The 22,417-nt window shown below is 70.7% G+C and carries 17 protein-coding genes; 11 read left to right on the top strand and 6 right to left on the bottom strand.

Annotation, left to right across the window (positions count from 1 at the left end):
• The first annotated feature begins 184 nt into the window (after window positions 1-184).
• The 7 genes from BO64_RS04645 (at window position 185) to BO64_RS04675 (ending at window position 9,800) form a co-directional block, all read left to right on the top strand.
• On the top strand, window positions 185-526 hold the full coding sequence (locus tag BO64_RS04645; protein ID WP_496402106.1) for a hypothetical protein: 342 nt from the start codon (window positions 185-187) through the stop codon (window positions 524-526).
• 86 nt (window positions 527-612) lie between these two features.
• Window positions 613-1,035, top strand: coding sequence for a hypothetical protein (locus BO64_RS04650; RefSeq protein WP_496402107.1), 423 nt, complete (start codon window positions 613-615; stop codon window positions 1,033-1,035).
• Between the two features lie 265 nt (window positions 1,036-1,300).
• Window positions 1,301-2,446: a phosphoserine transaminase gene (locus BO64_RS04655; RefSeq protein WP_496402454.1), complete on the top strand. Its 1,146-nt coding sequence runs from the start codon at window positions 1,301-1,303 to the stop codon at window positions 2,444-2,446.
• Between the two features lie 69 nt (window positions 2,447-2,515).
• A complete protein-coding gene (gene serA, locus BO64_RS04660; RefSeq protein WP_496402108.1) occupies window positions 2,516-4,090 on the top strand; it encodes a phosphoglycerate dehydrogenase in 1,575 nt (524 codons plus the stop codon).
• 244 nt (window positions 4,091-4,334) lie between these two features.
• Window positions 4,335-5,147 carry an ImuA family protein gene (locus tag BO64_RS04665; protein WP_496402109.1) on the top strand — a complete coding sequence of 271 codons (813 nt, stop codon included), beginning with the start codon at window positions 4,335-4,337 and terminating at the stop codon, window positions 5,145-5,147.
• Window positions 5,062-6,612 (top strand): DUF6504 family protein, encoded by a 1,551-nt coding sequence (locus BO64_RS04670; RefSeq protein WP_496402110.1) that lies wholly within the window; start codon window positions 5,062-5,064, stop codon window positions 6,610-6,612. Before BO64_RS04665 ends, BO64_RS04670 begins: the two co-directional genes overlap by 86 nt.
• Window positions 6,609-9,800 carry an error-prone DNA polymerase gene (locus BO64_RS04675; RefSeq protein ID WP_496402111.1) on the top strand — a complete coding sequence of 1,064 codons (3,192 nt, stop codon included), beginning with the start codon at window positions 6,609-6,611 and terminating at the stop codon, window positions 9,798-9,800. Before BO64_RS04670 ends, BO64_RS04675 begins: the two co-directional genes overlap by 4 nt.
• 19 nt (window positions 9,801-9,819) lie before the next feature.
• On the opposite strand, the gene BO64_RS04680 is transcribed toward BO64_RS04675, so the two are convergent.
• A complete protein-coding gene (locus BO64_RS04680; RefSeq protein WP_496402112.1) occupies window positions 9,820-11,001 on the bottom strand; it encodes an aspartyl/asparaginyl beta-hydroxylase domain-containing protein in 1,182 nt (393 codons plus the stop codon).
• Between the two features lie 137 nt (window positions 11,002-11,138).
• Between BO64_RS04680 and BO64_RS04685 the strand changes: the two genes are divergently transcribed.
• Window positions 11,139-12,707: a carboxylesterase/lipase family protein gene (locus tag BO64_RS04685; RefSeq protein WP_496402113.1), complete on the top strand. Its 1,569-nt coding sequence runs from the start codon at window positions 11,139-11,141 to the stop codon at window positions 12,705-12,707.
• 68 nt (window positions 12,708-12,775) lie between these two features.
• Window positions 12,776-13,675, top strand: coding sequence for a non-homologous end joining protein Ku (ku, locus tag BO64_RS04690; protein ID WP_496402114.1), 900 nt, complete (start codon window positions 12,776-12,778; stop codon window positions 13,673-13,675).
• Window positions 13,676-13,682: 7 nt separating this feature from the next.
• Here ku and BO64_RS04695 read toward each other — a convergent pair whose 3' ends face one another.
• Window positions 13,683-15,173 carry a carboxylesterase/lipase family protein gene (locus tag BO64_RS04695; RefSeq protein WP_496402115.1) on the bottom strand — a complete coding sequence of 497 codons (1,491 nt, stop codon included), beginning with the start codon at window positions 15,171-15,173 and terminating at the stop codon, window positions 13,683-13,685.
• Between the two features lie 135 nt (window positions 15,174-15,308).
• Between BO64_RS04695 and BO64_RS04700 the strand changes: the two genes are divergently transcribed.
• Window positions 15,309-15,644 (top strand): hypothetical protein, encoded by a 336-nt coding sequence (locus tag BO64_RS04700; protein WP_496402116.1) that lies wholly within the window; start codon window positions 15,309-15,311, stop codon window positions 15,642-15,644.
• Window positions 15,645-15,657: 13 nt separating this feature from the next.
• Here BO64_RS04700 and ligD read toward each other — a convergent pair whose 3' ends face one another.
• The 3 genes from ligD to otsB form a co-directional block, all read right to left on the bottom strand.
• Window positions 15,658-18,300, bottom strand: a complete 2,643-nt coding sequence (gene ligD / locus BO64_RS04705; protein ID WP_496402117.1) for a DNA ligase D — start codon at window positions 18,298-18,300, stop codon at window positions 15,658-15,660.
• 73 nt (window positions 18,301-18,373) lie between these two features.
• Window positions 18,374-19,774, bottom strand: coding sequence for an alpha,alpha-trehalose-phosphate synthase (UDP-forming) (locus BO64_RS04710; RefSeq protein ID WP_496402118.1), 1,401 nt, complete (start codon window positions 19,772-19,774; stop codon window positions 18,374-18,376).
• A complete protein-coding gene (gene otsB / locus BO64_RS04715) occupies window positions 19,771-20,541 on the bottom strand; it encodes a trehalose-phosphatase (RefSeq protein WP_496402119.1) in 771 nt (256 codons plus the stop codon). Before otsB ends, BO64_RS04710 begins: the two co-directional genes overlap by 4 nt.
• Window positions 20,542-20,699: 158 nt before the next feature.
• Here otsB and zwf point away from each other — a divergent pair, with 158 nt between their 5' ends.
• Window positions 20,700-22,160 carry a glucose-6-phosphate dehydrogenase gene (gene zwf / locus BO64_RS04720; RefSeq protein ID WP_496402120.1) on the top strand — a complete coding sequence of 487 codons (1,461 nt, stop codon included), beginning with the start codon at window positions 20,700-20,702 and terminating at the stop codon, window positions 22,158-22,160.
• Between the two features lie 4 nt (window positions 22,161-22,164).
• Here zwf and BO64_RS04725 read toward each other — a convergent pair whose 3' ends face one another.
• On the bottom strand, window positions 22,165-22,410 hold the full coding sequence (locus BO64_RS04725; protein WP_496402121.1) for a hypothetical protein: 246 nt from the start codon (window positions 22,408-22,410) through the stop codon (window positions 22,165-22,167).
• Window positions 22,411-22,417 lie beyond the last annotated feature (7 nt).

Raw genomic sequence — 22,417 nt, forward strand, 5'->3', positions numbered from 1 at the left:
CTTCGACGTGCGGTAGGCACTCGCCTGTTGAGTGGAACGTGCTCTCGGCGGCGGCGAACTGTGTTCTTGGCGCCACGATACAGCCCCCGGTGGAGAAAATTATGGTTAACAACCCGTGAACTGATTGCGTGAAGCTTAACCATTCCTTTACCTTAACAATCGTGGGTAATTGGAGGGTGTGCTGATGGAAAAGGTTTTCGTCGCCCAGCGTGTGGCCAATAAGCTGATCGCGACCGAGCATGCGGTGGACGGCGCCCTCGCCGAAGCCGCCGACCTGATGAGCACCATGATCACGGCCCGTAAGGACGTGAACGCGTCGCTGGTGTTCGCTGATGATGTGCAGGTGAAGCTGATGGAGGCCATGAAGGCCCTCAGCGAGGCGCGCACCGCCATGGTGGGCGTCCACCACGAACTGAACGAGGCCAAGCTGCGTCTCGGCATCCGCACCAAGATGGGCCTGGAAGACAAGTCCATCGACGGCGCCGAGCCGGTGACCATGCGCCAGATCAACCGTCGGGCGAGCTAGGTCCCAGCGGAGGACTTTGCGACCCTCTGGGTTGCAATACTTTAACTGGTCGGGGCGCTCTAATTAGGTTTAGGGCGCCCCAGATCATGCCGACCTCCCCCATCGTACAGCTCCTGCTCGTGCTCATTCTCATGGGCTGCGGGTTCGGCATGTGGAAAGGCGACCGGCCAGAGCGCGTCGGCGCCCTCATCATCCTGCTCAACCTTGGTCTGGCCCTGGTGGTCGGTCAGATTTTCGAGGGTCCGGTGGCCTACACGGCAAACATGGTGCTGGACGGCGCCACCGCCGGCGCCTTCCTGCTGCTCCTGATCCAGTGGGGGCGGGTCTGGCTGGGGGCGGCGATGCTGATCTATGCGGCCCAGTTCGCCCTGCGCTCCTACTACCTCGTCACCGACCGGCCGCCCGACAACCTTCATGCGGCCGTTAACAATGCCAACTTCGTCGCCCTGGTGATCTGTGTCGTCGCCGGCGCCGTCATCGCCTGGCGCCGGCGCGCGGCCGGGACCTGAACACATCCCACGCCGGGCGAGTCGGCGGCAGCCCTGCGTCCCGTCGCCGCATCCCGCGAACGCGGAAATCCGGACGCGCCCCCGCGGAGCGGCTCCTGAAGCCTCGCCGGTTGGAATGAGAGGCTCAAGCGTCGCCGCGAAAACTTTCGCTTGCGTCGGAAAGGGAATGGGGGCTTGTGGGCGACGGGCCACGCCCTCCCAACGGGGCGCAGCCTATCTGCAAGGATAGGAGACATCGCAGGTGACTACCCTCCCGAAGCCGGCCATGCGCCCGGCTCGTCCCGAATTTTCGTCCGGTCCGTGCGCCAAGCGCCCCGGATGGGCCCCCGAAAATCTCAGCAACGCCGTCCTCGGCCGTTCGCACCGGTCGAAGATCGGGAAGGCGCGCCTGAAGGAAGCCATCGACCGCACCCGCGAGGTGCTCGAGGTCCCCGAGGACTATCTGATCGGCATCGTGCCCGGGTCGGACACCGGCGCCGTGGAAATGGCCCTGTGGTCGCTGCTGGGCCCCAGGCCGGTGCAGCTGCTCGCCTTCGAGAGCTTCGGCAAGGACTGGGTCACCGACGTCACCAAGCAACTCAAGCTGGACGCCGAGGTGCTGAGCGCGCCCTACGGCCAGCTGCCTGACCTCGCCAAGGTCCGGCCGGACGCCGACCTGGTGTTCACCTGGAACGGCACCACCTCGGGCGTGCGCGTTCCCAACGCCGACTTCATCGCCGCCGACCGTGAAGGGCTGACGATCTGCGACGCCACCAGCGCCGCCTTCGCCCAGGCGCTCGACTGGCCCAAGCTCGATGTGGTCACCTTCTCCTGGCAGAAGGCCCTGGGCGGCGAGGCTGCGCACGGCGTCCTGATCCTGTCGCCCCGCGCCGTCGCCCGGCTGGAGAGCTACACCCCGGCCTGGCCGATGCCGAAGCTCTTCCGCATGACCAAGAACGGCAAGGTCACCCTCGACCTGTTCGAAGGCGCCACCATCAACACGCCTTCGATGCTGGCGGTCGAAGACGCCATCGACGCGCTCAAGTGGGCGGCCTCCATCGGCGGCCTGGCCGAGATGAAGCGCCGCGCCGACGCCAACCTCGCCGTTCTGGCCGACTGGGTCGAGCGGACCGCCTGGGTGGACTTCCTGGCCGAGGACCCGGCCATCCGGTCGAACACCTCGGTGTGCCTGAAGGTCGTCGATCCCCGCGTCACCAGCCTGCCGGCCGACGCCCAGGCCGACTTCGCCAAGAAGCTGGCCTCGGTGCTCGAGAAGGAACGCGTGGCCCTCGACGTGGGCGGCTATCGCGACGCCCCTCCGGGCCTGCGGATCTGGTGCGGCGCCACCGTCGACACCTCGGACCTCGACGCCCTGACGCCCTGGCTCGACTGGGCCTTCGCCACCGTCGCCGCCGAACTCGCCGCGGCCTGAGCCGCGCGCCTTCCCTGACACGACCCTGCGGGCGCCTTTGCGCCCGCAGGCCATCCATGGACATCACCCATGCCCCGCGTTCTCATCGCTGACAGCCTGAGCCCCGCCGCCGTCGACATCTTCCGCCAGCGCGGCATCGACGTGGACATCAAGACCGGCCTGTCGAAGGAAGAGCTGATCGCCGTGATCGGCGACTACGACGGCCTTGTGGTCCGCTCGGACACCAAGCCCAACAAGGACGTCATCGCCGCCGCCAAGAAGCTCAAGGTCATCGGCCGGGCCGGCATCGGCGTCGACAACATCGACATCCCCGCCGCCACCGCCGCCGGCGTGGTGGTGATGAACACCCCCTTCGGCAACTCGATCACCACCGCCGAGCACGCCATCGCCATGATGTTCGCGGTGGCCCGCCAGATCCCCGCCGCCGACGCCTCCACCCAGGCCGGCAAGTGGGAGAAGAACCGCTTCATGGGGGTCGAGCTCTACGCCAAGACCCTCGGCCTCATCGGCGCCGGCAACATCGGCTCGATCGTCGCCGACCGCGCCAACGGCCTGAAGATGAAGGTCATCGCCTACGATCCTTTCCTCTCGGAAGAGCGCGCGGTGGAGATCGGCGTCGAGAAGGTCGAGCTGGACGACCTGCTGGCTCGGGCCGACATCATCACCCTGCACACCCCGCTCACCGACAAGACCCGCAACATCCTGTCGGCCGAGAACCTGGCCAAGACCAAGAAGGGCGTGCTGATCGTCAACTGCGCCCGCGGCGGCCTGGTTGACGAGGCGGCCCTGCGCGCCGGCCTCGAGAGCGGCCACATCGGCGGCGCGGCCTTCGACGTGTTCAGCCAGGAGCCGGCCCGCGAGAACGTGCTGTTCGGCGCCCCGAACCTGGTGGCCACGCCGCACCTCGGCGCCTCCACCAACGAGGCCCAGGAGAACGTCGCCCTGCAGGTCGCCGAGCAGATCAGCGACTACCTGCTGACCGGCGCGGTCACCAACGCCCTGAACAGCCCCTCGGTCACCGCCGAGGAAGCCCCGCGCCTGAAGCCCTTCGTGGCCCTGGCCGAGAAGCTGGGCGCCTTCGCCGGCCAGATGGTCGACTTCGGCATCAAGGCCGTGGACATCGCCTTCGAGGGCGAGGTGGCCAAGCTCAACACCAAGCCGCTCAGCGCCGCCGCCCTGGCCGGCGTGCTGCGGCCGATGCTGGCCGAGATCAACATGGTCTCCGCCCCGGCGGTGGCCAAGGAGCGCGGCATCACCGTCTCGGAGAGCCGCCAGGAGAACTCGCCCATCTACGAAAGCCTGGTGCGCATCACCGTCACCACCGAGAAGGGCAAGCGCTCCTTCGCCGGCTCGGTGCTGGCCGGCGCCCCGCGCATCATCGAGGTGAAGGGCATGGACCTCGACGCCCCGTTCGCGCCGCGGATGCTCTACATCAACAACCTCGACAAGCCGGGCTTCATCGGCGCCCTGGGCGCGCTGCTGGGCGACGCCGGGGTGAACATCGCCACCTTCAACCTGGGCCGCGTGGACGCCGGTGAGGACGCCATCGCCCTGGTCGGGGTCGACGAGGCGCCGAACGAGGCCCTGCTGGAGAAGATCCAGGCCCTTCCGCACGTGAAGGAAGCCCGCGCCCTCCAGTTCTGACGACCTGTCCGCGCCCGGTCCTCTCGCGGATCGGGCGCGGATTCCTCCGCACCGGCGGGCGGTCAGCCGCCGGACAGCGCTACGGACCTGAAGTTTCTCCCGGCCCGGATGGACCCGGTCGAGATCTTCAGCATCGCCTCCCATCCCATCGCTTCGCCCCTCGCCGGCTAGCCGCCGGTCGCAACCTTGACTCCCCTCGGTCCGCTGTGAGAACAAAAATGGAACGAAAGGAGTCCCTGAGGCCATGTCGGATTTTCGCGGCAGGCAGCTTGCTGCGTTGCAGGCGAAGATCGCCGCCCTGGAAAGCGGGGCCCGGTCGGAGGCCGGCCGCCTGCCGTTCGGCGCCCCGGAGATCGACGCCTGCCTGCCCGGCGGCGGCCTGCCCCTCGGGTGCTGGCACGAGGTGGCGGGCGAGGGGATGGAGGCCGAAACCTGCGCCGCGCCGGCCGCCTTTACGGCCCTGGTCGCCGCACCCCTGGCCGGTCGGGGCGAAGCGGTCTGGATCATGCGCCGGGACGACCTCTGGGCGCCGGGCCTGGCCGGCCTGGGCTTTCCGGCCAATCGCCTGATCTGCGTCTGCGCCCGGGACGACGCCGACGTGCTGTCCGTGGCGGAGGACGCCCTGGCCACGGCGGGGGTGGCTTGCGTCGTGGCCGAGGTCGAGGACGTGGACCTCACCGCCGGACGCCGGCTGCAGCTGGCCTGCGAGCGGCGGGGGAGCACGGGGTTCGTCCTGCGCCGACGGCCCTACGGCGGCGGCGCCCGGGGCGCGACCGCGGGCTCGGCGGCGGCCACCCGCTGGCGGGTCGCCTCGGCCCCTTCGGAGACAGTGGCCGGCCTCTATCTGGGGCCGCCCCGGTTCCGGGCCGTTCTGGAGCGCTGCCGGGGCGGGCGGAGCGGCGCCTGGATCCTGGAGGCCTCGGCCGCCTACGGCCCCATCCCTGGCCCAACCCCTTGTGAGGAGGGAGGCGATGTCGCGCATCCTCTGCGCCTGGTCGCCCCTGTGGGCGATCGCCAACTGGCGCCGGCGACACCCCGGATCAGCCACGCCGCCTGACGCCCCCTTCGCTCTGGTGGAGACCGTGGCCGGGGTGCGGCGTCTGCACGCCGTCAATGGCGCGGCCAGGAAACAGGGGCTGTTTTCCGGCCAGAAGGCCGCCGACGCCAAGGCCCTGGTTCCGTCCCTGGTCACCGCCGAGGCCGAGCCCGAGGCCGACGCCCGCGTCCTGGGCGAGCTGGTGGACTGGTGCGTCCGCTTCTCCCCCGCCGTGGCCCCCGATCCGCCCGACGGTCTGTTCCTCGACATCACCGGCGTCTCTCACCTCTGGGGCGACGAGGCGGAGATGATGGCCGACCTGCGCGCCCGCCTTCGCCGCAACGGCCTGCCCTTCCGCCTGGCCATCGCCGACACCCCGGGGGCCGCCTGGGCCCTCGCCCACTTCGGGACGGACGGGACCATCGCCCCGCCCGGCGGGCACGCGGCGCTGCTCGCGCCCCTGCCGCCGGCGGCCCTCCGCCTCGAGCCCGAGGCCGTCGCCCAGCTCGAACGCCTGGGGTTCCGGCGGGCGGGCCAGCTCCTGGAGATTCCCCGCGCGCCGCTCGGACGCCGTTTCGGGGCCCAGGTCCTGATGCGGATCGACCAGGCCTTGGGGCGCTGGGCCGAGGCCCTGGCCTTCCGTCGCCCGCCCACGCCCTGGGTGGCGAGACTGGCCTTCTTCGAGCCGATCGCCGCACCTGAGGACATGGCCCGGGTGACGGCCGATGTCTGCGCCCGCCTGTGCGCCCGGCTGGAGGCCCATGGCCGGGGGGCGCGCCGGTTCGAAGTCGGCTTCTGCCGGGTGGACGGCCGGCTTCCCGCGGTGGAGGTCGGCCTGGCGGCGCCCGGGCGGGACGCGGCCCGCATCGCCAGGCTCCTTGCGCCCAAGATCGAGGCGATCGATCCCGGCTTTGGGGTGGAGGCGGTGCTGGCCTGGGCCCATGAGGTGGAGGCGGTGTCGGGGCGGCAGGGCGATGCCCTGGGCGGCCTTGCCCCCGCCCCCGAGGATGGCCTGATCCCCCTGGTCGATCGGCTGGCCAATCGCCTGGGGCCGGATCGGGTCTGGCGGGCGGCGGCGGTGGAGAGCCATGTGCCCGAACAGGCCGCCCGCCGCACCCCGGTCTTCGCCGAGGACCGGACCGGCCGGGCGGCGGAGGTTGCGCCCTGGGATCCCGAGGTCCCGCGGCCCTTGCGTCTCTTCCGCCGGCCCGAGCCCCTGGACCAGGTCTTCGCCGTGACCCCGGACGAGCCGCCCCGGCGGTTCCGCTGGCGCGGCCGGCTGCACCAGGTGCGCTGCGCCGAGGGGCCCGAGCGCATCGGGGAGGAGTGGTGGCGCCGGGAGATCGGCGATGTCTCCATCGCCCAGGTGCGCGACTACTACCGGGTGGAGGACGAGGACGGCGCCCGCTTCTGGCTGTTCCGGGCCGGCCTCTACGGCGATCCGGAGGCCCCGCCGAAATGGTGGCTGCACGGGCTGTTCGGATGACCCGCTACGCCGAGCTTCAGGCCACCACCAACTTCTCGTTCCTCAGGGGAGCCTCGCACCCGCATGAGCTGGTGACGGGGGCCGCCGCCCTGGGTCTGGAGGCCATCGGGATCTGCGACCGCAACACCCTGGCCGGAGTGGTGCGCGCCTGGTCGGCCATGAAGAAGCTCCGCGCCGGCGGCTCGACCATCCGGGCGCTCACCGGCTGCCGGCTGGACTTCGCCGACGGCGCACCCAGCCTGCTGGTCTATCCGTCGGACCGGGAGGCCTATGGGCGTCTCACCCGCCTGCTCACCGTGGGCCAGCGCCGCTCGCCCAAGGGCGAATGCGAGCTGCACTGGGACGACTTCCTGGACCACGCCGAGGGGCAGCTGGTCCTGGTGGTTCCCCCCGACCGCCTGGACGAGGCTTTCGAGGCGCAGCTTCGGCGCATCGCCGGGGACCTGCCCGACGTCTGGCTGGCCGCCGCCCGCCGCTACCAGGCCCGCGACCTGAAGCGCCTGGCCCAGCTGGACGCCCTGGCGCGCCGCCACGGGGCGCCCATGGTGGCCGTGAACGACGTCCTCTACCACGGCCCCGAACGACGGCCCCTGCAGGACGTGCTCACCTGCATTCGCGAGGGCTGCACCATCGCCGAGGCCGGCCTGCGCCTGGAGGCCAACGCCGAGCGCCACCTGAAGGCCCCGGACGAGATGGCCCGCCTGTTCGCCAGGTTCCCCGGGGCGGTGGAGCGCAGCGCCGAGATCGCCGAGCGCGTCGGCTTCGACCTGTCCCAGCTGCGCTACGAATATCCGGACGAGCCGGTGCCCCCCGGCGACACGGCCATCCACCACCTCCGCCGCCTCACCTGGCGCGGGGCGCAGCACCGGTTCTCCAAGGGGCTGCGGCGGAAGGAGCGCCGCACCATCAAGCGCGAGCTCGACCTCATCGAGAAGCTCAAGTTCGCCAACTACTTCCTGACGGTCCACGACATCGTCGCCTGGGCCAGGAGGCAGGGCATCCTCTGCCAGGGGCGCGGCTCGGCGGCCAATTCCTGCGTCTGCTTCGCCCTCGGCATCACCGCGGTGGACCCCACCAAGGAAGACCAGGACCTGCTCTTCTCCCGCTTCATCTCCGAGAAGCGCGGGGAGCCGCCGGACATCGACGTCGACTTCGAGCACGCCCGACGCGAAGAGGTGATGCAGTACGTCTACGACCGCTACGGACGCGACCGTGCGGCCATCGTGGCGACGGTCATCCACTACCGCCCGCGCATGGCCATCCGCCAGGTGGGCAAGGCCCTGGGCCTGACCGAGGATGTCACCGCCGCCCTGGCGAACACCGTCTGGGGCAGCTACGGCGACGGCGTCCCCGACGAGCACATCCGCCAGGCCGGCCTCGATCCCGATGCGCCGGAGATCCGCCGGGCCACCACGCTTGCCCACCAGCTGCTGGGCTTTCCCCGCCACCTGTCCCAGCACGTGGGCGGCTATGTGCTCACCAAGCGCCGGCTGGACGAGACGGTCCCCATCGGCAACGCGGCCATGAAGGACCGCACCTTTATCGAATGGGACAAGGACGACATCGACGCCCTGGAGCTGATGAAGGTCGACATCCTGGCCCTCGGCATGCTCACCGCCCTGAAGAAGAGCCTCGACCTCCTCGGCATGAGCGACATCACCGAGATCCCGCAGGAGGACCCGGCCGTCTACGACATGCTCTGCCGGGCGGATTCGGTGGGTGTCTTCCAGGTGGAGAGCCGGGCGCAGATGTCCATGCTGCCCAGGCTCAAGCCCCGGCGGTTCTACGATCTGGTGATCGAGGTGGCGATCGTCCGACCCGGTCCGATCCAGGGGGACATGGTCCACCCCTATCTGAAGCGCCGGGCCGACCCGGAGAGCGTCACCTATCCGCGCCCCGGCCCCCAGTATCCGCAAGGGGAGCTGGAGGCGGTGCTGAAGAAGACCCTGGGCGTGCCGCTCTTCCAGGAGCAGGCCATGAAGGTGGCGATCATCGGCGCCCAATTCTCGGACGACGACGCCGACGGCCTGCGCCGGTCCATGGCCACCTTCCGCAACCTGGGCTCGGTGGGCGAGTACGGGGTGAAGTTCTTCGAAGGCATGGTCGCCCGGGGCTACGATCCCGAGTTCGCCCGCCGCTGCTTCCAGCAGATCGAGGGCTTCGGCTCCTACGGCTTCCCGGAAAGCCACGCCATCAGCTTCGCCATCCTCGTCTACGCCTCAGCCTGGGTGAAACGCCATCACCCGGACGTCTTCCTGGTCTCGCTGCTCAACAGCCAGCCCATGGGCTTCTACCAGCCGGCCCAGCTGGTGCGGGACGCCCGCGAGCACGGCGTGGAGGTGCGTCCCCCCGACATCATGGCCAGCGAGTGGGACTGCACCCTCGAACCCAGGGACGACCCGCGCGAGAAATACCGGCCCGTCCGCCTGGGCCTGCGGCAGATCAAGGGGCTGAAGAAGGAAGCCGACGGCGAGGCGCTCGTGGCTGCCCGCCGGGCCGGCTGCCGCACCGTCCAGGACTTCGCCCGCCATCCCGGCGTCACCCGCCGGGCCCTGGAGCTGCTGGCCGAGGCGGACGCCTTCCGCAGCCTGGGGATCGCCCGGCGCGAGGCCCTATGGGCGGTCAAGGGCCTGACCGACGACTTCGCCGCCGCCGCCGCGCCCGCTCCGCTCCTCCGCCGCCAGACGCTGAAGGAAGCGCAGGTCGAGCTGCCGTTCATGAGCGCGGGCCAGCATGTGGTCGAGGACTACCGGACCACCAGCCTGTCGCTGAAGGCCCACCCGCTCAGCTTCTTCCGTCCCGACCTCGAGGCCATGGGCGTCGTGCGCTGCGCGGCCCTGAAGGGCGCCCGCGATCGGCGCCGGCTGTCCGTGGGCGGGCTGGTCCTCGTGCGACAGCGGCCCGGCACCGCCAAGGGGGTCGTCTTCCTGACCATCGAGGACGAGACCGGCGTCGCCAACATCGTCGTCTGGCGCAAGACCTTCGAGGCCAACCGCCGCACGGTGATGGGGGCCTCGTTCCTGGTGGTCGAGGGCCAAGTGCAGCGGGAGCAGGATGTGATCCATGTGGTGGCCGAGAGGTTCATCGACCTCTCCCACCGCCTGTCCGAACTGCGTGAGGACCAGGCCCCCGTCCAGGCCCATTCCAGGGTCAGCGGCCGCCTGATCCGCAGCCGCGACTTCCACTAGCCTCGCAACGCTACGCCGCTCAGTCGCCCTTCGGCGGGCCGTCGCCATAGGCGTCCACGGCCTGGAGCGTGGCGCTGATCAGCTCCCGCTCGGCGGCCGACAGCTCGGGGCGCCAGACGTCGAAGATCAGCACCACCCGCAGGTGCTCGGCGTTCCGGTTCCAGGCTTCGTGCTCGATGGAATCGTCGAAGATGCAGGCCTCGCCCACCTTCCACGGCCGGGTCTCAGACCCCACCCGCATGCCGCAGTTGTCCGGCACGATCAGCGGCAGGTGGCAGATGTAGCGGGCGTTCATGAAGCCGTGGTGCGGCGGGATATGCGCCCCCGGCCGCAGCAGCGAGAACAGCACCGAGGGCGTCCGGCCCGGAATGGTGCAGAGCGGAACCCCCTCCAGCGCCTTCATGGTCTCGGGGCAGCGGGCGGCGTTCTCGGCCACCACCTCGCCGTCCTTCCAGAGGAAGAAGGCGCTCCAGGCCGGATTGCCCAGGAGGCCCAGGTTGTCGAAGGTCGGCCGCCCCTCCACGGCCTCCACATAGGGCCGGAAGGCGGTGTCTTCCTCCAGCACCTTCAGCAGCTCGCCGCGGATGGCGTCGGTGGCCGCCTCCACCCTGTCCATCCAGGGGAAGTCCGCCCGCTCGGCCCATTCGATGTTCGGCAGCTCGGGGTAATAGAAGTACTGCGGCTGCTGCAGGTAGAGCTGCGACTTGCCCAGCAGCAGGTCCAGGGCCTTGCGCGCCCGCCGCGCCTCGGGCCGGTCGATCCCGTGGCCCGAAAGCACCCCGCGCAGGTGCTGCTCATAGATCCCGGCGTAGTGGGCGTGCATCTGCCGGGCCCGGGCCACCTCGCCCTGCAGGCCGGGGTCCACCTGGCCCATGCCGGCCAGCTTCACCACCGCGTCGTAATAGGCCGAGGCGCTCTTGGCCCGTCCCGCGGCCGCATAGCTGTCGGCCATCATCAGCAGGGCGTGGGCGTTGCGCGGCTCCAGCGCCAGGGCCGACTCCAGAGCCGACCGCTCAGCCTCGGAATCGCCCAGGGCCTTGTGGGCCATGGCCACCCCGATCCAGACCGCGCCGTTCGGCTGCCCCTCGCGGGTGATCCTGGTGAACAGCGCCAGGGCCTCGGCGGGGCGGCCCTCGCGCAGGGCCCGGCCGCCGTCGCGCCAGGCGGCCTGGAGGACGGCAGGGTCGGCGATCGTGGTCATGCCGATTTCAGGCCCCATCGCCGCGGCCCGGTCAAGTCGCCGCTGGGGCAAGGCGGCCAGGGCGTAACGCTGCGCTGCGACGCTTGCGGCCGTGCCCGCCGACCGCGTTAAATCCGGTGATCGAGGGGGAAGCGAACATGCACAGGCGGCTGATCGGATTGGCGGCGGCCCTGCTGCTGGCGGGGGGCGCCCAGGCTCACGTTCGGGCTCAGGCTCAGGCCCAGACTCAGGCTCAGGCCCAGGCTCCGAGCCAGGGCGAGGTTCAGGCGCCCGGGCCCGCGCCGCGGGTGATGATCGAGACCGGCGCCCTCGTGGGCGAGGCCGATAACCGCGCCCATGTGTTCCGCAACATCCCCTACGCCGCCCCGCCGGTGGGGCCGCTGCGCTGGGCCCCGCCCGCTCCGCCCGCCGCCTGGATCGGCGATCGCGACGCCACGAAGGCCGGTCCCTCCTGCCCCCAGCCCATGCGCACGGACGGCGCGCCCAACGCCGGCGGCGCCAACGGGCCTGTCTCCGAGGACTGCCTGCACCTCAACGTCTATGCCCCGCCAGACGCCAGGGGCGCGCCGGTGATGGTGTGGATCCACGGCGGTTCGCACCGCTACGGCGCCGGCTGGGTCTATGACGGCTCCAACTTCGCCCGCGACGGGGTGGTGGTGGTCACCATCAACTACCGCCTGGGCGCCCTCGGCTGGTTCGCCCATCCGGCCCTCACCGCGGCGGCCGACGGCGGGCCGCTGGGCAACTACGGCCTGATGGACCAGATCGCCGCCCTGCGCTGGGTGCAACGGAACATCGCGCGGTTCGGCGGTGATCCGTCCAACGTCACCGTCTTCGGCGAGAGCGCGGGCGGGGTCAGCATCCTTGCGCTCCTGGCGACGCCCGAGGCCCGGGGCCTCTACCACAAGGCCATCGTCCAGTCGGGCGTCGGCTGGTTCGAGCCCAGGACCCTGGCCGACCGAGAGACGGCGGGGGTCGAGGCCCTGGCCCGGACCAGGATCGCCGCGTCCACCGCCGAGGAGCTCCGCGCCCTGCCGGCCGACCAGCTGGCGCAGCTGGACGGATCGTACGAGCCTTTCATCGACGGGCGGCTGATGACCGAGACCGCCACCCAGGCCCTGGCCGGCGGCCGCTTCGCCGACGTGCCCCTGATCATCGGCTGGAACTCGGGCGAGGACAGCCTGATGGGCCCCGGCCCGATCCCCAAGGCGATCCTGGCCCAGATCCCGCCCATCGCCCGCGCGGTCTATGCCGAAGAGGCCGCGGCGGGGGACGAGCGCTTGGCCCGGGCCGTCTTCACCGACCGCGTGTTCGGCGCTCCGGCCCGCTGGGTGGCGGCGAGGGCGGCCTCGGGCGCGCCCGCCTGGCTCTACCACTTCTCCTACGTGGCCACGCGGATGCGGCCCGCCGTGACCGCCGCCGCCCACGCCGCCGAGATTCCCTACGTCTGGGAATACTGGGGCCGCCGCACGCCCATGAGCGTGGTCAGCGAGGAGGACCGGGCGCTGGCGAGCCTGATGCACGCCTGCTGGGTGGCCTTCGCCAGGTCCGGCGCGCCCAGGTGCGGGCCAGGCGAGTGGCCCGCCTATGACGCCTCGGACCGCCTGATGGAGTTCGGCTCGGACAGCGGCGTGCGGACGGGCTTCCGCAAGAGCCGCCTCGACGCCATCGAGGCCGCGACCCTCCCCACCCTGGGGCTGAACTAGGCCCCGGCGCGGGTCCGAGAACGGATTCCCCCGGCTCGGCGTTTCCGGACTCTGATTCGGAGACTCCCATGGCCACCCGTCCGACCTGGCAGGGCTACCTGCGCCTGTCCCTCGTGAGCTGCCCGGTGGCGCTCTACACGGCCACCTCCCGCGAGGGCGAGGTGCGTTTCAATATGCTCCACAAGGAGACCATGAACCGCATCCGGATGATCCCCACCGATCCGGAGACGGGGCCGGTGGACCGTTCGGACATCGTCAAGGGCTACGAGATCGAGAAGGGCCGCTACGTCGTCGTCACGCCCGAGGAGATCCAGAACGTGAAGCTGGAGACGACGCGGACCCTCGACATCGAGCGCTTCGTCGACCACGACGACATCGACCGGCTCTACTTCAACGATCCCTATTTCCTGGTCCCGGACGGCGACATGGCGGTGGAGGCCTTCACCGTCATCCGCGAGGCCATGGCCAAGGCCGGCAAGGTGGCCCTCGGCCGCCTCGTCATGCACCAGCGCGAGCGGCTGATGGCCCTCGAGCCCCGCGACCGGGGCATCCTCGCCTACACCCTGCGCAGCAAGGGGGAGGTGCGCGACGCCCAGGAGATCTTCGAGCGCATCCCCAGCGCCAAGGCCAACGCCCAGATGGTCGACATCGCCGCCCGCATCATCGAGCAGCAGGAGGGCGCCTTCGACCCCGCCCAGTTCAACGACCGCTACGAGGACGCCCTGCGGCGGCTGATCAAGGAAAAGGAGAAGGGCCACACCGTCACCGCTCCCGAGGAGCCCAAGGAGGCCGAGGTCATCGACCTCATGGAGGCCCTCAAGCGCAGCTTGGGCGAGGGCGGCGGGGCCCGGCGCAAGACCGGCGGCCGGGCGGCGGCCGGCTCGCGCAAGGCGGCCTCCGGAAGCAAGTCGGCGGGCCCGGCCAAGAAGCCCGCCGCCCGGAAGAGCACCGCGCGCAAGCGGGCCTAGCCGGCCGCTACTTGGCCTGCAGCGCCTCGACCACGTCGAGGCGCGTCTTCAGGTGCTCGCGGCGCACCTGCACCCCGTCGTTGCCGAATTCCACCGAGGTTTCGCCGGGCTGGAAGGCGGGCCAGGCCAGGCCGGGATTTCCGGTCTTGGCGAAGGCCGCCCAGAAGCCGTTCATGGCCTGGGAGAGCGGCAGGTCCTCAGGGGCGAAGCTCGCCTTGGGCGCGCCGAACACGAAGCGGATCTCGTCCGTGTGCGCCGCGCCATAGGGCTTCTTGGCCGCCTGCGTCGGCGGCACGTAGGAGAAGTAGTAAAGCCAGGTCGGCTGGCCGGCGCCGGAATGGATGCGGGCCAGGTTGCGGTCGGGCTCGGTGATGAAGGTGGCGGTCTGCCAGTCGTTGACCACCCGCGCCAGATCGCCCGCGCCGTCGGGGTCGAAGGCCTTGAGGACAGCGGCCTTGGCCGGGGCGGGCAGGGCGTCGAGCTGCGCCGGCTGGGGCCGGAACAGGCTGGCCTCGTTGGAATTGCCGCCCAGCATCAGCGGGATCTTGGCCTGGCGGCCCGCCGCGAAGCCCTGGGCGATGCCCGAGGTGATGTAGCGGCCGTCCAGGATCGGACCTGCCCGGCCCACGAACCCGCCGCTGTAGGGCAGGGCGCTCAGCGGCAGCTTGCGCAGCGCCGCGGCCGCCGCCGCGTCCTCGCCTTCGACCCCCGCGGCCTTGGCGGCGGCCAGGCCCTTGGCCTCGGCCTGGGCCAGGGGTTCGGGATTGTGCCGGGCGAAGCCGCTCTCGGCGATCACCTTGCTGAACAGTCCCTGGGCGTCGGGCGAGAGCATCAGGTACAGCACCGAAAGACCGCCGGCGCTCTCGCCATAGATGGTGACGTTCGACGGGTCGCCCCCGAAGGCGGCGATGTTCTCGCGCACCCACTTCAGGGCGGCGATCTGGTCCATCATCCCGTAGTTGCCGGTGGGGCCTTCCTTGGTCAGCGCCGGATGGGCGAACCAGCCGGCCCGGCCCAGGCGATAGTTCAGGCTGACGTGGACGATGCCCTGCTTGGCGAAGTTCGTCCCTTCGGTGTCGCCGCCGAAGGCGCCCATGCTGGTCCCGATCAGATAGGCCCCGCCGTGGATCCAGACCATCACCGGCAGCTTGTCGCCGGCCTTGGCGTTCGCGGGGCGCACCACGTTCAGGGTCAGGCAGTCCTCGACGGCCTGGCAGCTCGCGCCGGGCTTGGAGGCGTCGCGCTCGCCAGCCCATTGGGGCGCCGCCGCGGGCGGCTTCCAGCGCAGATCGCCCACGGGCGGGGCGGCGTAGGGGATGCCCAGGTGATAGGCCACGCCGTCCTTCACCGGCCCCTTCAGCGCCCCCTGCCTGATTTTAACCACCTGGGTCACGTCCGAAGCGAAGGCCTCGGCGGGCGCCTGGGCGGCGGCGGGCGCGGCCACGGCGGCGAGGGCCAGCGCGCCGAAGGCGGCGGCGAGGCTGCGGCGGATCATCATCGGTTTCCCCCTCGAAGTGCTTTTTCGTAATAGCGGTACGTACGCGGCCGGTGTTTCGCGATTGTGTCGGTCTGGGGGGAACCGTCCAGGCGAGGCGGTGTTGGCCCTCCGATGCGTTCGCAACCGGAGAGGCCCATGCGCGCCCTGTTGATCCTGGCCGGCGCCGCCCTGGTGCTCGGCGGCTGCGTCACCTCTCCGCGCGAGACCGTTCTCGCCCTCGACACCACCGACCGCAAATGGACCTCAAAGCGCTGCGTCGCCGCCCGCAAGGAGGTCGCCCGGTTCGACGAGAACAAGGAGGGCCATGCGGTCATCAAGGTGGTGGGCAATCTGATCGTCCCCTTCGCGGGCACGGCCACGTCCTTCGCCATGAACCGGATGCGCGACGACGAACGGGCCGAACTCAACGAGAAGGTCCGGACCGCCTGCGTCAGCCCCGCGCCGGCGCCAAAGCGTCAGGCGGCCCGCTGACGCCCGCTCGCGCCTAGCTGGCCTTCAGCTTGCGGATCGCATCCTTGAGGGGCCGTTCGGCGTCGCAATAGTCGGCCCAGGCCTTGGTCTTTCTCAGCAGCGCGGGGGCGGTCCGGATCGTCCAGGCCTTGGGGTCCAGGCCCGGCTTCACCTGCCGCCAGGTGAGCGGGAACGACACCGGCGCCAGGGGGCGGCCGCGGGGCGAGAGCGGGGCCACTGCCGTCGACATGCGGTCGTTGCGCAGATAGTCGAGGAATATCCGGCCCTTGCGCCTGGCCTTGGCCATGTTGACCACATAGCGGTCGGGCTGGTCGGCGGCGATCGCCAGGCACACCTCCTGGGCGAAGGCCTTGGCGAGCTTCCAGTCGGTCTTCTTGTCGGCGGTGAGCGGGGTGACCACGTGCAGTCCCTTGCCGCCGGTGGTCTTGCAGAAGGGGACGAGGCCCAGGGCCTCCAGCCGCGCCTTCACCTCCAGCGCCGCCTCGATGACCCGGTCGAAGGGGATGTCCTCGTCCGGGTCGAGATCGAAGATCAGTCGGCCCGGAATCTCGGGCTGGAAGGGCTGGCAGCCCCACGGGTGGTATTCCACGGCCCCGATCTGGGCGAGGGCGGCCAGGGCCTCCATCCGGTCGATCTGCAGATAGGGCTTGTGGTCGCCGAACACCTTCACCTCGGAGATGAGGGACGAGGAGCCCTTGCCAACGTGACGCTGGAAGAAGCGCTGGTCGCCGGTGATCCCGTCCGGCATGCGGATGATCGAGCAGGGGCGGCCCTTGATGTGCTCCATCATCCAGGGGCCCACCGTCCCCAGGTAGCGGGCAAGGTCCAGCTTGGTGACCACCCCGCCCTGCCCGTCGTCGGGCCAAAGCGCCTTGTCGGGGTTGGACAGCACCACGCCCATGACCACGTTGTCGCCGGCCTTTGAGGTCCGGGCCGCCGCCGCCGGCGCCTTCGTCTTGGCCGTCTTGGCCGTCTTCGGCTTCGGCTCGGCCAGCTCGGTTCGGGCCGGCGTCTCGGCCTCCACCTCGTCGGAGGGCTTGTCCTCGCGCAGGCCCTTGAAGCTGCCCTGGCGTACATTGCCGTCGCCGGTGAAGCCGGCGAACTCGATCTCGGCCACCAGTTCGGGCCGGGCCCAGTTGATGTCGCCGGTCTTTCGCGGCGCATTCGGGCCGCTGAACGGGCTCTTGTCGGCCGCCGCCTTCTCGAGGCGGGGCAGCACCCTGGCCACCGTGGGGCGGCCGAACCCGGTGCCGACCCGGCCCACATAGACCAGCCGGCCGTCCCGGTGGACGCCCACCAGCAGCGAGCGCAGCTGGCCCTTCTCGCCGGTCCAGCCGCCGATCACCACCTCATGCCCGGTCCGGCATTTGGACTTCTGCCAGGCGTCGGTGCGGCCCGAGCGGTAGGGGGCGTCCAGCCGCTTGGAGACGATGCCCTCCAGCGACATGCGGCAGGCCGACTGCAGCACCGCATCGCCCGCGGTCTCGAAGTGGGCCACATAGCGGATGCGCCGGGCGACCTTGCGGCCGGCCGCTTCGATCACCTGCTCCAGCCGCGCCTTGCGGTCCCGCAGCGGCAGGCCGCGCAGGTCCTCGCCGTCGAGGAACAGGGCGTCGAAGACGAAGAACACCAGGTCCTGGGTCTTGCCGTCCGACAGGGCGGCCTGGAGGGCGGGGAAGTCGGGCGAACCGGCATGGTCCAGGGCGCAGGCCTCGCCGTCGTAGAGGCCGTCGGGCAGGGCCGCGGCGTCGGCGGCGATCTCCCTGAACTTGGCCGTCCAGTCGAAGCCCTTGCGGGTCTTCAGCGTCGCCTTGCCGCCCTGCACCCGAAGCTGCAGCCGGTAGCCGTCGAACTTGATCTCATGGGCCCATCCCGCGCCGGCGGGCGGCCGGTCCACGGACTTGGCCAGTTGCGGCTCGACGAAGCCCGGCAGGCCCGCGGCCTTCGGCTTCGGTTTGGGCCCCGCGGTGGTCTTGGGGGCAGGGGCCGCCGCCGCATCGGCCCGGTTCGACTGCCAGACGTCCTTGCCCGAGGCCCGGCCGGCCTTGCCGGTCATGAACCGGGTCGGCCCCTTGCCCTTGCCGGCCTCGATCTCGTCCATGGTCCGTCCCGACGCCACCGAGGTCAGCTCGCCCTCCACCAGGAGGTCGCCCTGGTCGTCCAGCGACCAGCCGTCCCGGTGCTTGATGAGCAGCCAGTTGTCCCGCTTCTCGCGCTCGCGGCGCTTCATCCGCACCAGCACCCACGAGCCCTTCATCCGCTCGCCCTCGAGGGTGAACTTCAGGTCGCCCCTCTTGAGCATGGCGTGCGGGTCGCCCTCGGGCTCCCAGTAGCCGCGGTCCCACAGCATCACCGCGCCGCCGCCGTACTGGCCCTTGGGGATCGTCCCCTCGAAGTCGCCATAGTCCAGCGGGTGGTCTTCGGTCTGCACCGCCAGGCGCCGGTCGGCCGGATCGAGGGAGGGGCCGCGGGTCACCGCCCAGGACAGGAACACCCCGTCCAGCTCCAGGCGGAAGTCGTAGTGCAGCCGGGTGGCCGCGTGCTTCTGGACCACGAACCGCAGGCGCTTCGAGGCGCGCGTTTTCTCCGCCCCGGCCGGTTCGGCCGTCTTCGCGAAGTCGCGCATGGAACGGTACTTGGCGAGCTTGTCGGCCACCGGGGACTCCTCGGTCTCTCGTCAAGCTGAACGCTAGGGCCGGAAAGTCGCTCCCCGCACCCCGGCGACGGGATCAGCTCGCCAAGGCCGAGTGCTCGGTCTTCTGGCCGATCAGGGCCTGGACGAAGGCGTCGCGCCAGGCGGTGACGTCCTCGCGCTGCACCGTCTCATAGAGGGCGCTCCAGCGGCGGATGCGTTCGTCCCGGTCCATGGCCAGGGCCCGCCGAAGCGCGTCGGCGATCTCCTCGGCGCTGTTCGGATTGACCAGCAGCGCCTCCTTCATCTGCCGGGCCGCCCCGGCGAAGCGCGACAGGATCAGGACGCCCGGGTCCTCGGGGTTCTGGGCCGCCACGAATTCCTTGGCCACCAGGTTCATGCCGTCGCGCAGGGGCGTCACCAGCCCCACCCGGGCCGCGCCGTAGATGCCGGCCAGTTCGTCGCGCCGGTAGTTCTTGTTCACATAGCGGATCGGCGCCCAGTCCACGTCGGCGAAGGCGCCGTTGATGCGGCCGGACAGGGAATCCAGCCGCTCGCGGATCTGCTGATAGGCCTCGACGCTCTCCCGGCTCACCGGCGCGATCTGCAGCATCAGCACCTCGCGGCGCATGTCCGGATTCTCGGTCAGGAACCGCTCGAAGCCCAGGAACCGCTCCTCCAGGCCCTTGGAATAGTCGAGCCGGTCGACGCCCACGATCAGGCTCCGGAACACGGTGCAGGCGGTCATCAGGTCCCGCATCCGCCGGGCGCGGCTGTTCTTCAGCGCCTTGGCGAAGTCCTCGGCGTCGATGCCGATCGGGAAGGCGCCCACCTCGAGGGTTCGGCCGAACGCCTTCAGCACCCCGGGGGCCGGCTGGCTGCCGCCGGCCTCGCTCAGCACATATTCCTCGAACGCCTGCAGGTGCTCGGCGGTCTGGAAGCCGACCACGTCGTACTCGAACATGGCCTCCACCAGCTGCCGGTGCCGGGGCAGGTTGATGAACACCTGATGGGCCGGCCAGGGGATGTGCAGGAAGAAGCCGATCCGGTTGCGGACCCCCTGCTTGCGCAGCTCCCGGCCAAGCGGGATCAGGTGATAGTCGTGGACCCAGATCAGGTCGTCCCGCTCGATCAGCGGGGTCAGGGTGTCGGCGAACCGGCGGTTCACCCGGTGGTAGCCCTCGCCGTAGCTGCGGTCGAAGGCGGCCAGGTCGATGCGGTAGTGGAACAGCGGCCACAGCGTCTTGTTGGCGTAGCCGTTGTAATATTCCTCGAGGTCGATCTCCTCGAGGTCCACGGTGGCGGCGGTGACCCCGCCCACCTTCTCGATGTTCAGCTGGCCGGTGAATTCGGGGGTGGTCTTGCCGCTCCAGCCGAACCACAGGCCGGAATATTCCCGCAGGGCCGCGGCCAGCGCCATGGCGAGGCCGCCGACGCTCTCGTCACCCTCGCCTGACGGCGGGCTCACCCGGTTGGACACGACGATCAGACGGCTCATCGGGGATCGCTCCCGCCCTGGGCCGCAGCCTCCAGCCAGGCGATCACCGCCGCCACGTCGGCCAGCCGGAAGCTGGCGCAGGTCTCCCGCGGCGGGCCGACCAGCACGCCGAAGCCGCCCAGGCGCCGGGCCGCCTCGAAGCCGTGCTCGTCGGTGGCGTCGTCGCCCACGAAGATCGGGGCCGCGCCGGCGAAGCGCGCGGCCTGCATGAAGGCGCGGACGGAGTCGCCCTTGGTCGGCCCCGGCGTCCGCAGCTCCTCCACCATGTCGCCCTGCTGGCGGGTCAGGCCCGTGTCGGCGGCGATGGCCCGCACCAGGGCCTGGGCGTCGGCGGCCTCGAACCGGGCGAGACGGTAGTGCAGGGCGACGCTGGCGCCCTTCTCCTCCACCAGCAGGCCGGGGTCGCGGGCGGCGAAGGCGCGCAGCCGGCGGACCGCCTCGGCCAGGCCCGGATGCGGCGGGGTGGCGAGAACCTCGCCGCCGACGCCGCGCAGCACGAGGCCGTGCACCGCGGCCACGCAGTCCACCTTGGATTCCAGGATGCGGTCGATATCGGCCAGGGTGCGGCCGCTCACCACCGCCAGCCGTCCGTCCAAGGCGCGGCCCAGCCGCTCCAGCAGGCGGGTCCGGCGCGGGTCGGGGCGCACGTCGTCGGGCCGCGCCGCTATGGGCGCGAGCGTGCCGTCCAGGTCCAGGAACAGCGCCGCCCCGGGCAGCCGCAGCGGCCCGGGCGCAGGCAGATCGATTGTCACCGTGTCCAACGTCATTAAGTGTCCCGCCCGTGAGGTCGCTAAACGCGCGGGCGACCCGTTTGATCCGAGCTTGGCCGTATGACGCGGTTCTGCAAGCCCACTTGACGTTCCGTGAGGCATGGCGTGCTTTCGCCTTCCTCCCTTTTCATCAGACTCTGCTTCGGGAAATCCTTATGGCCGACACGCAGGCTGACGCGATCGTGCTGTTCGGCGGCACGGGCGACCTCGCCAAGCGCATGCTTCTGCCGTCGCTGTATTACCTGGACCAGGACGGGTTCCTGCCCGAAGGCTTCCGGATCGTCGCGACCGCCCGCCAGGACATGAACCGCGACGCTTTCGTAGAGGCGACCCGTGAAATCCTCAAGGCCCGGCCCGAGGGCTTCGACGAGGCGGCCTGGACCCGCTTTGCGGCGCGGCTCGACTATGTGCCTGCCGACGCCACCACGACCGAAGGCGCGGCCGAACTGAAGACGGCCCTGGAGGGCGTGCGCCTGCCGATCTTCTACCTGGCCATCTCCCCCAGCCTCTACGAGCGGGTGACGCTGGCGCTGCAGGCGGCGGGCTTGGCCGCCGAGCGCTCGCGCATCGTTCTGGAGAAGCCCATCGGCCGCGACCTGGAGACCTCGCGGCACATCAACGGCGTCCTCGGCCAGGTGTTCGACGAGGCCCAGGTGTTCCGCATCGACCACTACCTGGGCAAGGAGACGGTGCAGAACCTGATCGCCCTCCGCTTCGCCAACACCCTGTTCGAGCCGCTGTGGAACAGCCTCTCCATCGACCACGTGCAGATCACCGTGGCCGAGACCGAGGGCGTGGGCGCGCGCTGGCCCTACTACGACGAGTACGGCGCCCTGCGGGACATGCTGCAGAACCACATGCTGCAGCTCCTCTGCCTGGTGGCCATGGAGCCGCCGGCCGACATGGAGCCGGACTCCGTCCGTAACGAGAAGGTGAAGGTGCTGCGCAGCCTGCGCCGCTTCACCCCCATGGACGCCGTCGAGAAGTCGGTGCGCGGCCAGTACACCGCCGGCGTCGTCGGCGGGCAGGCGGTGGACGGCTACGAGGCCGAGCGCGGCCAGAAGAGCGGGACCGAGACCTTCGTCGCCCTCAGGGCCGACATCGACAACTGGCGCTGGGCGGGGGTGCCGTTCTTCCTGCGCACGGGCAAGCGGATGCCCGAGAAGCGGACCTCCATCGCCATCCAGTTCAAGCCGGTGCCGCACTCGATCTTCGGCCACGCCTCGGCCATGGACCTCGCGCCCAACCGCCTGGTCATCGACCTGCAGCCGGACGAGGACATCTCGCTCACCCTGATGAACAAGGCCCCGGGCCTGTCCTCGGGCGGGATGCGGCTCCAGTCCCTGCCGCTGTCGCTGTCCCTGCTCTCCACCTACGAGACCAAGGGCGGGCGCCGGCGGATCGCCTATGAGCGCCTGCTCCTGGACGTGTTGCACGGCGACGCCACCCTGTTCGTCCGGCGCGACGAGGTGGAGGAGGCCTGGCGCTGGGTGGACGGCGTCGCCGACGCCTGGGCCGAGGCCCGCATCGCGCCCAAGCCCTACGCGGCCGGCAGCTGGGGGCCCTCGGGCGCCTTCGGCCTCATCGAGCGTTTCGGCAAGACCTGGTCGGACTGACCGCCTACCCCGTATGCCCGGCGCGCGAGACGGGCGTCGGCTCGCCGAAGCGGAACGGGTCGCGGCCCAGGGCCATGCGCACCTTGCTGATCTCGGACGAGGTCTCCAGCACCTCGACGATGTCGTAGAAGGCCCGGGCCTCGTCGAACGGGCCGGGTTTGGCCAGCCGGTCGGCGGCCAGGTCCTGGATGCGGCTGATGACGGCGTCGGCCGCCTCCAGCGCTTCGCGCAGCTGGGCTTCGTCGGTCATACCGGCC

Source organism: Phenylobacterium composti DSM 19425 (assembly GCF_059568645.1).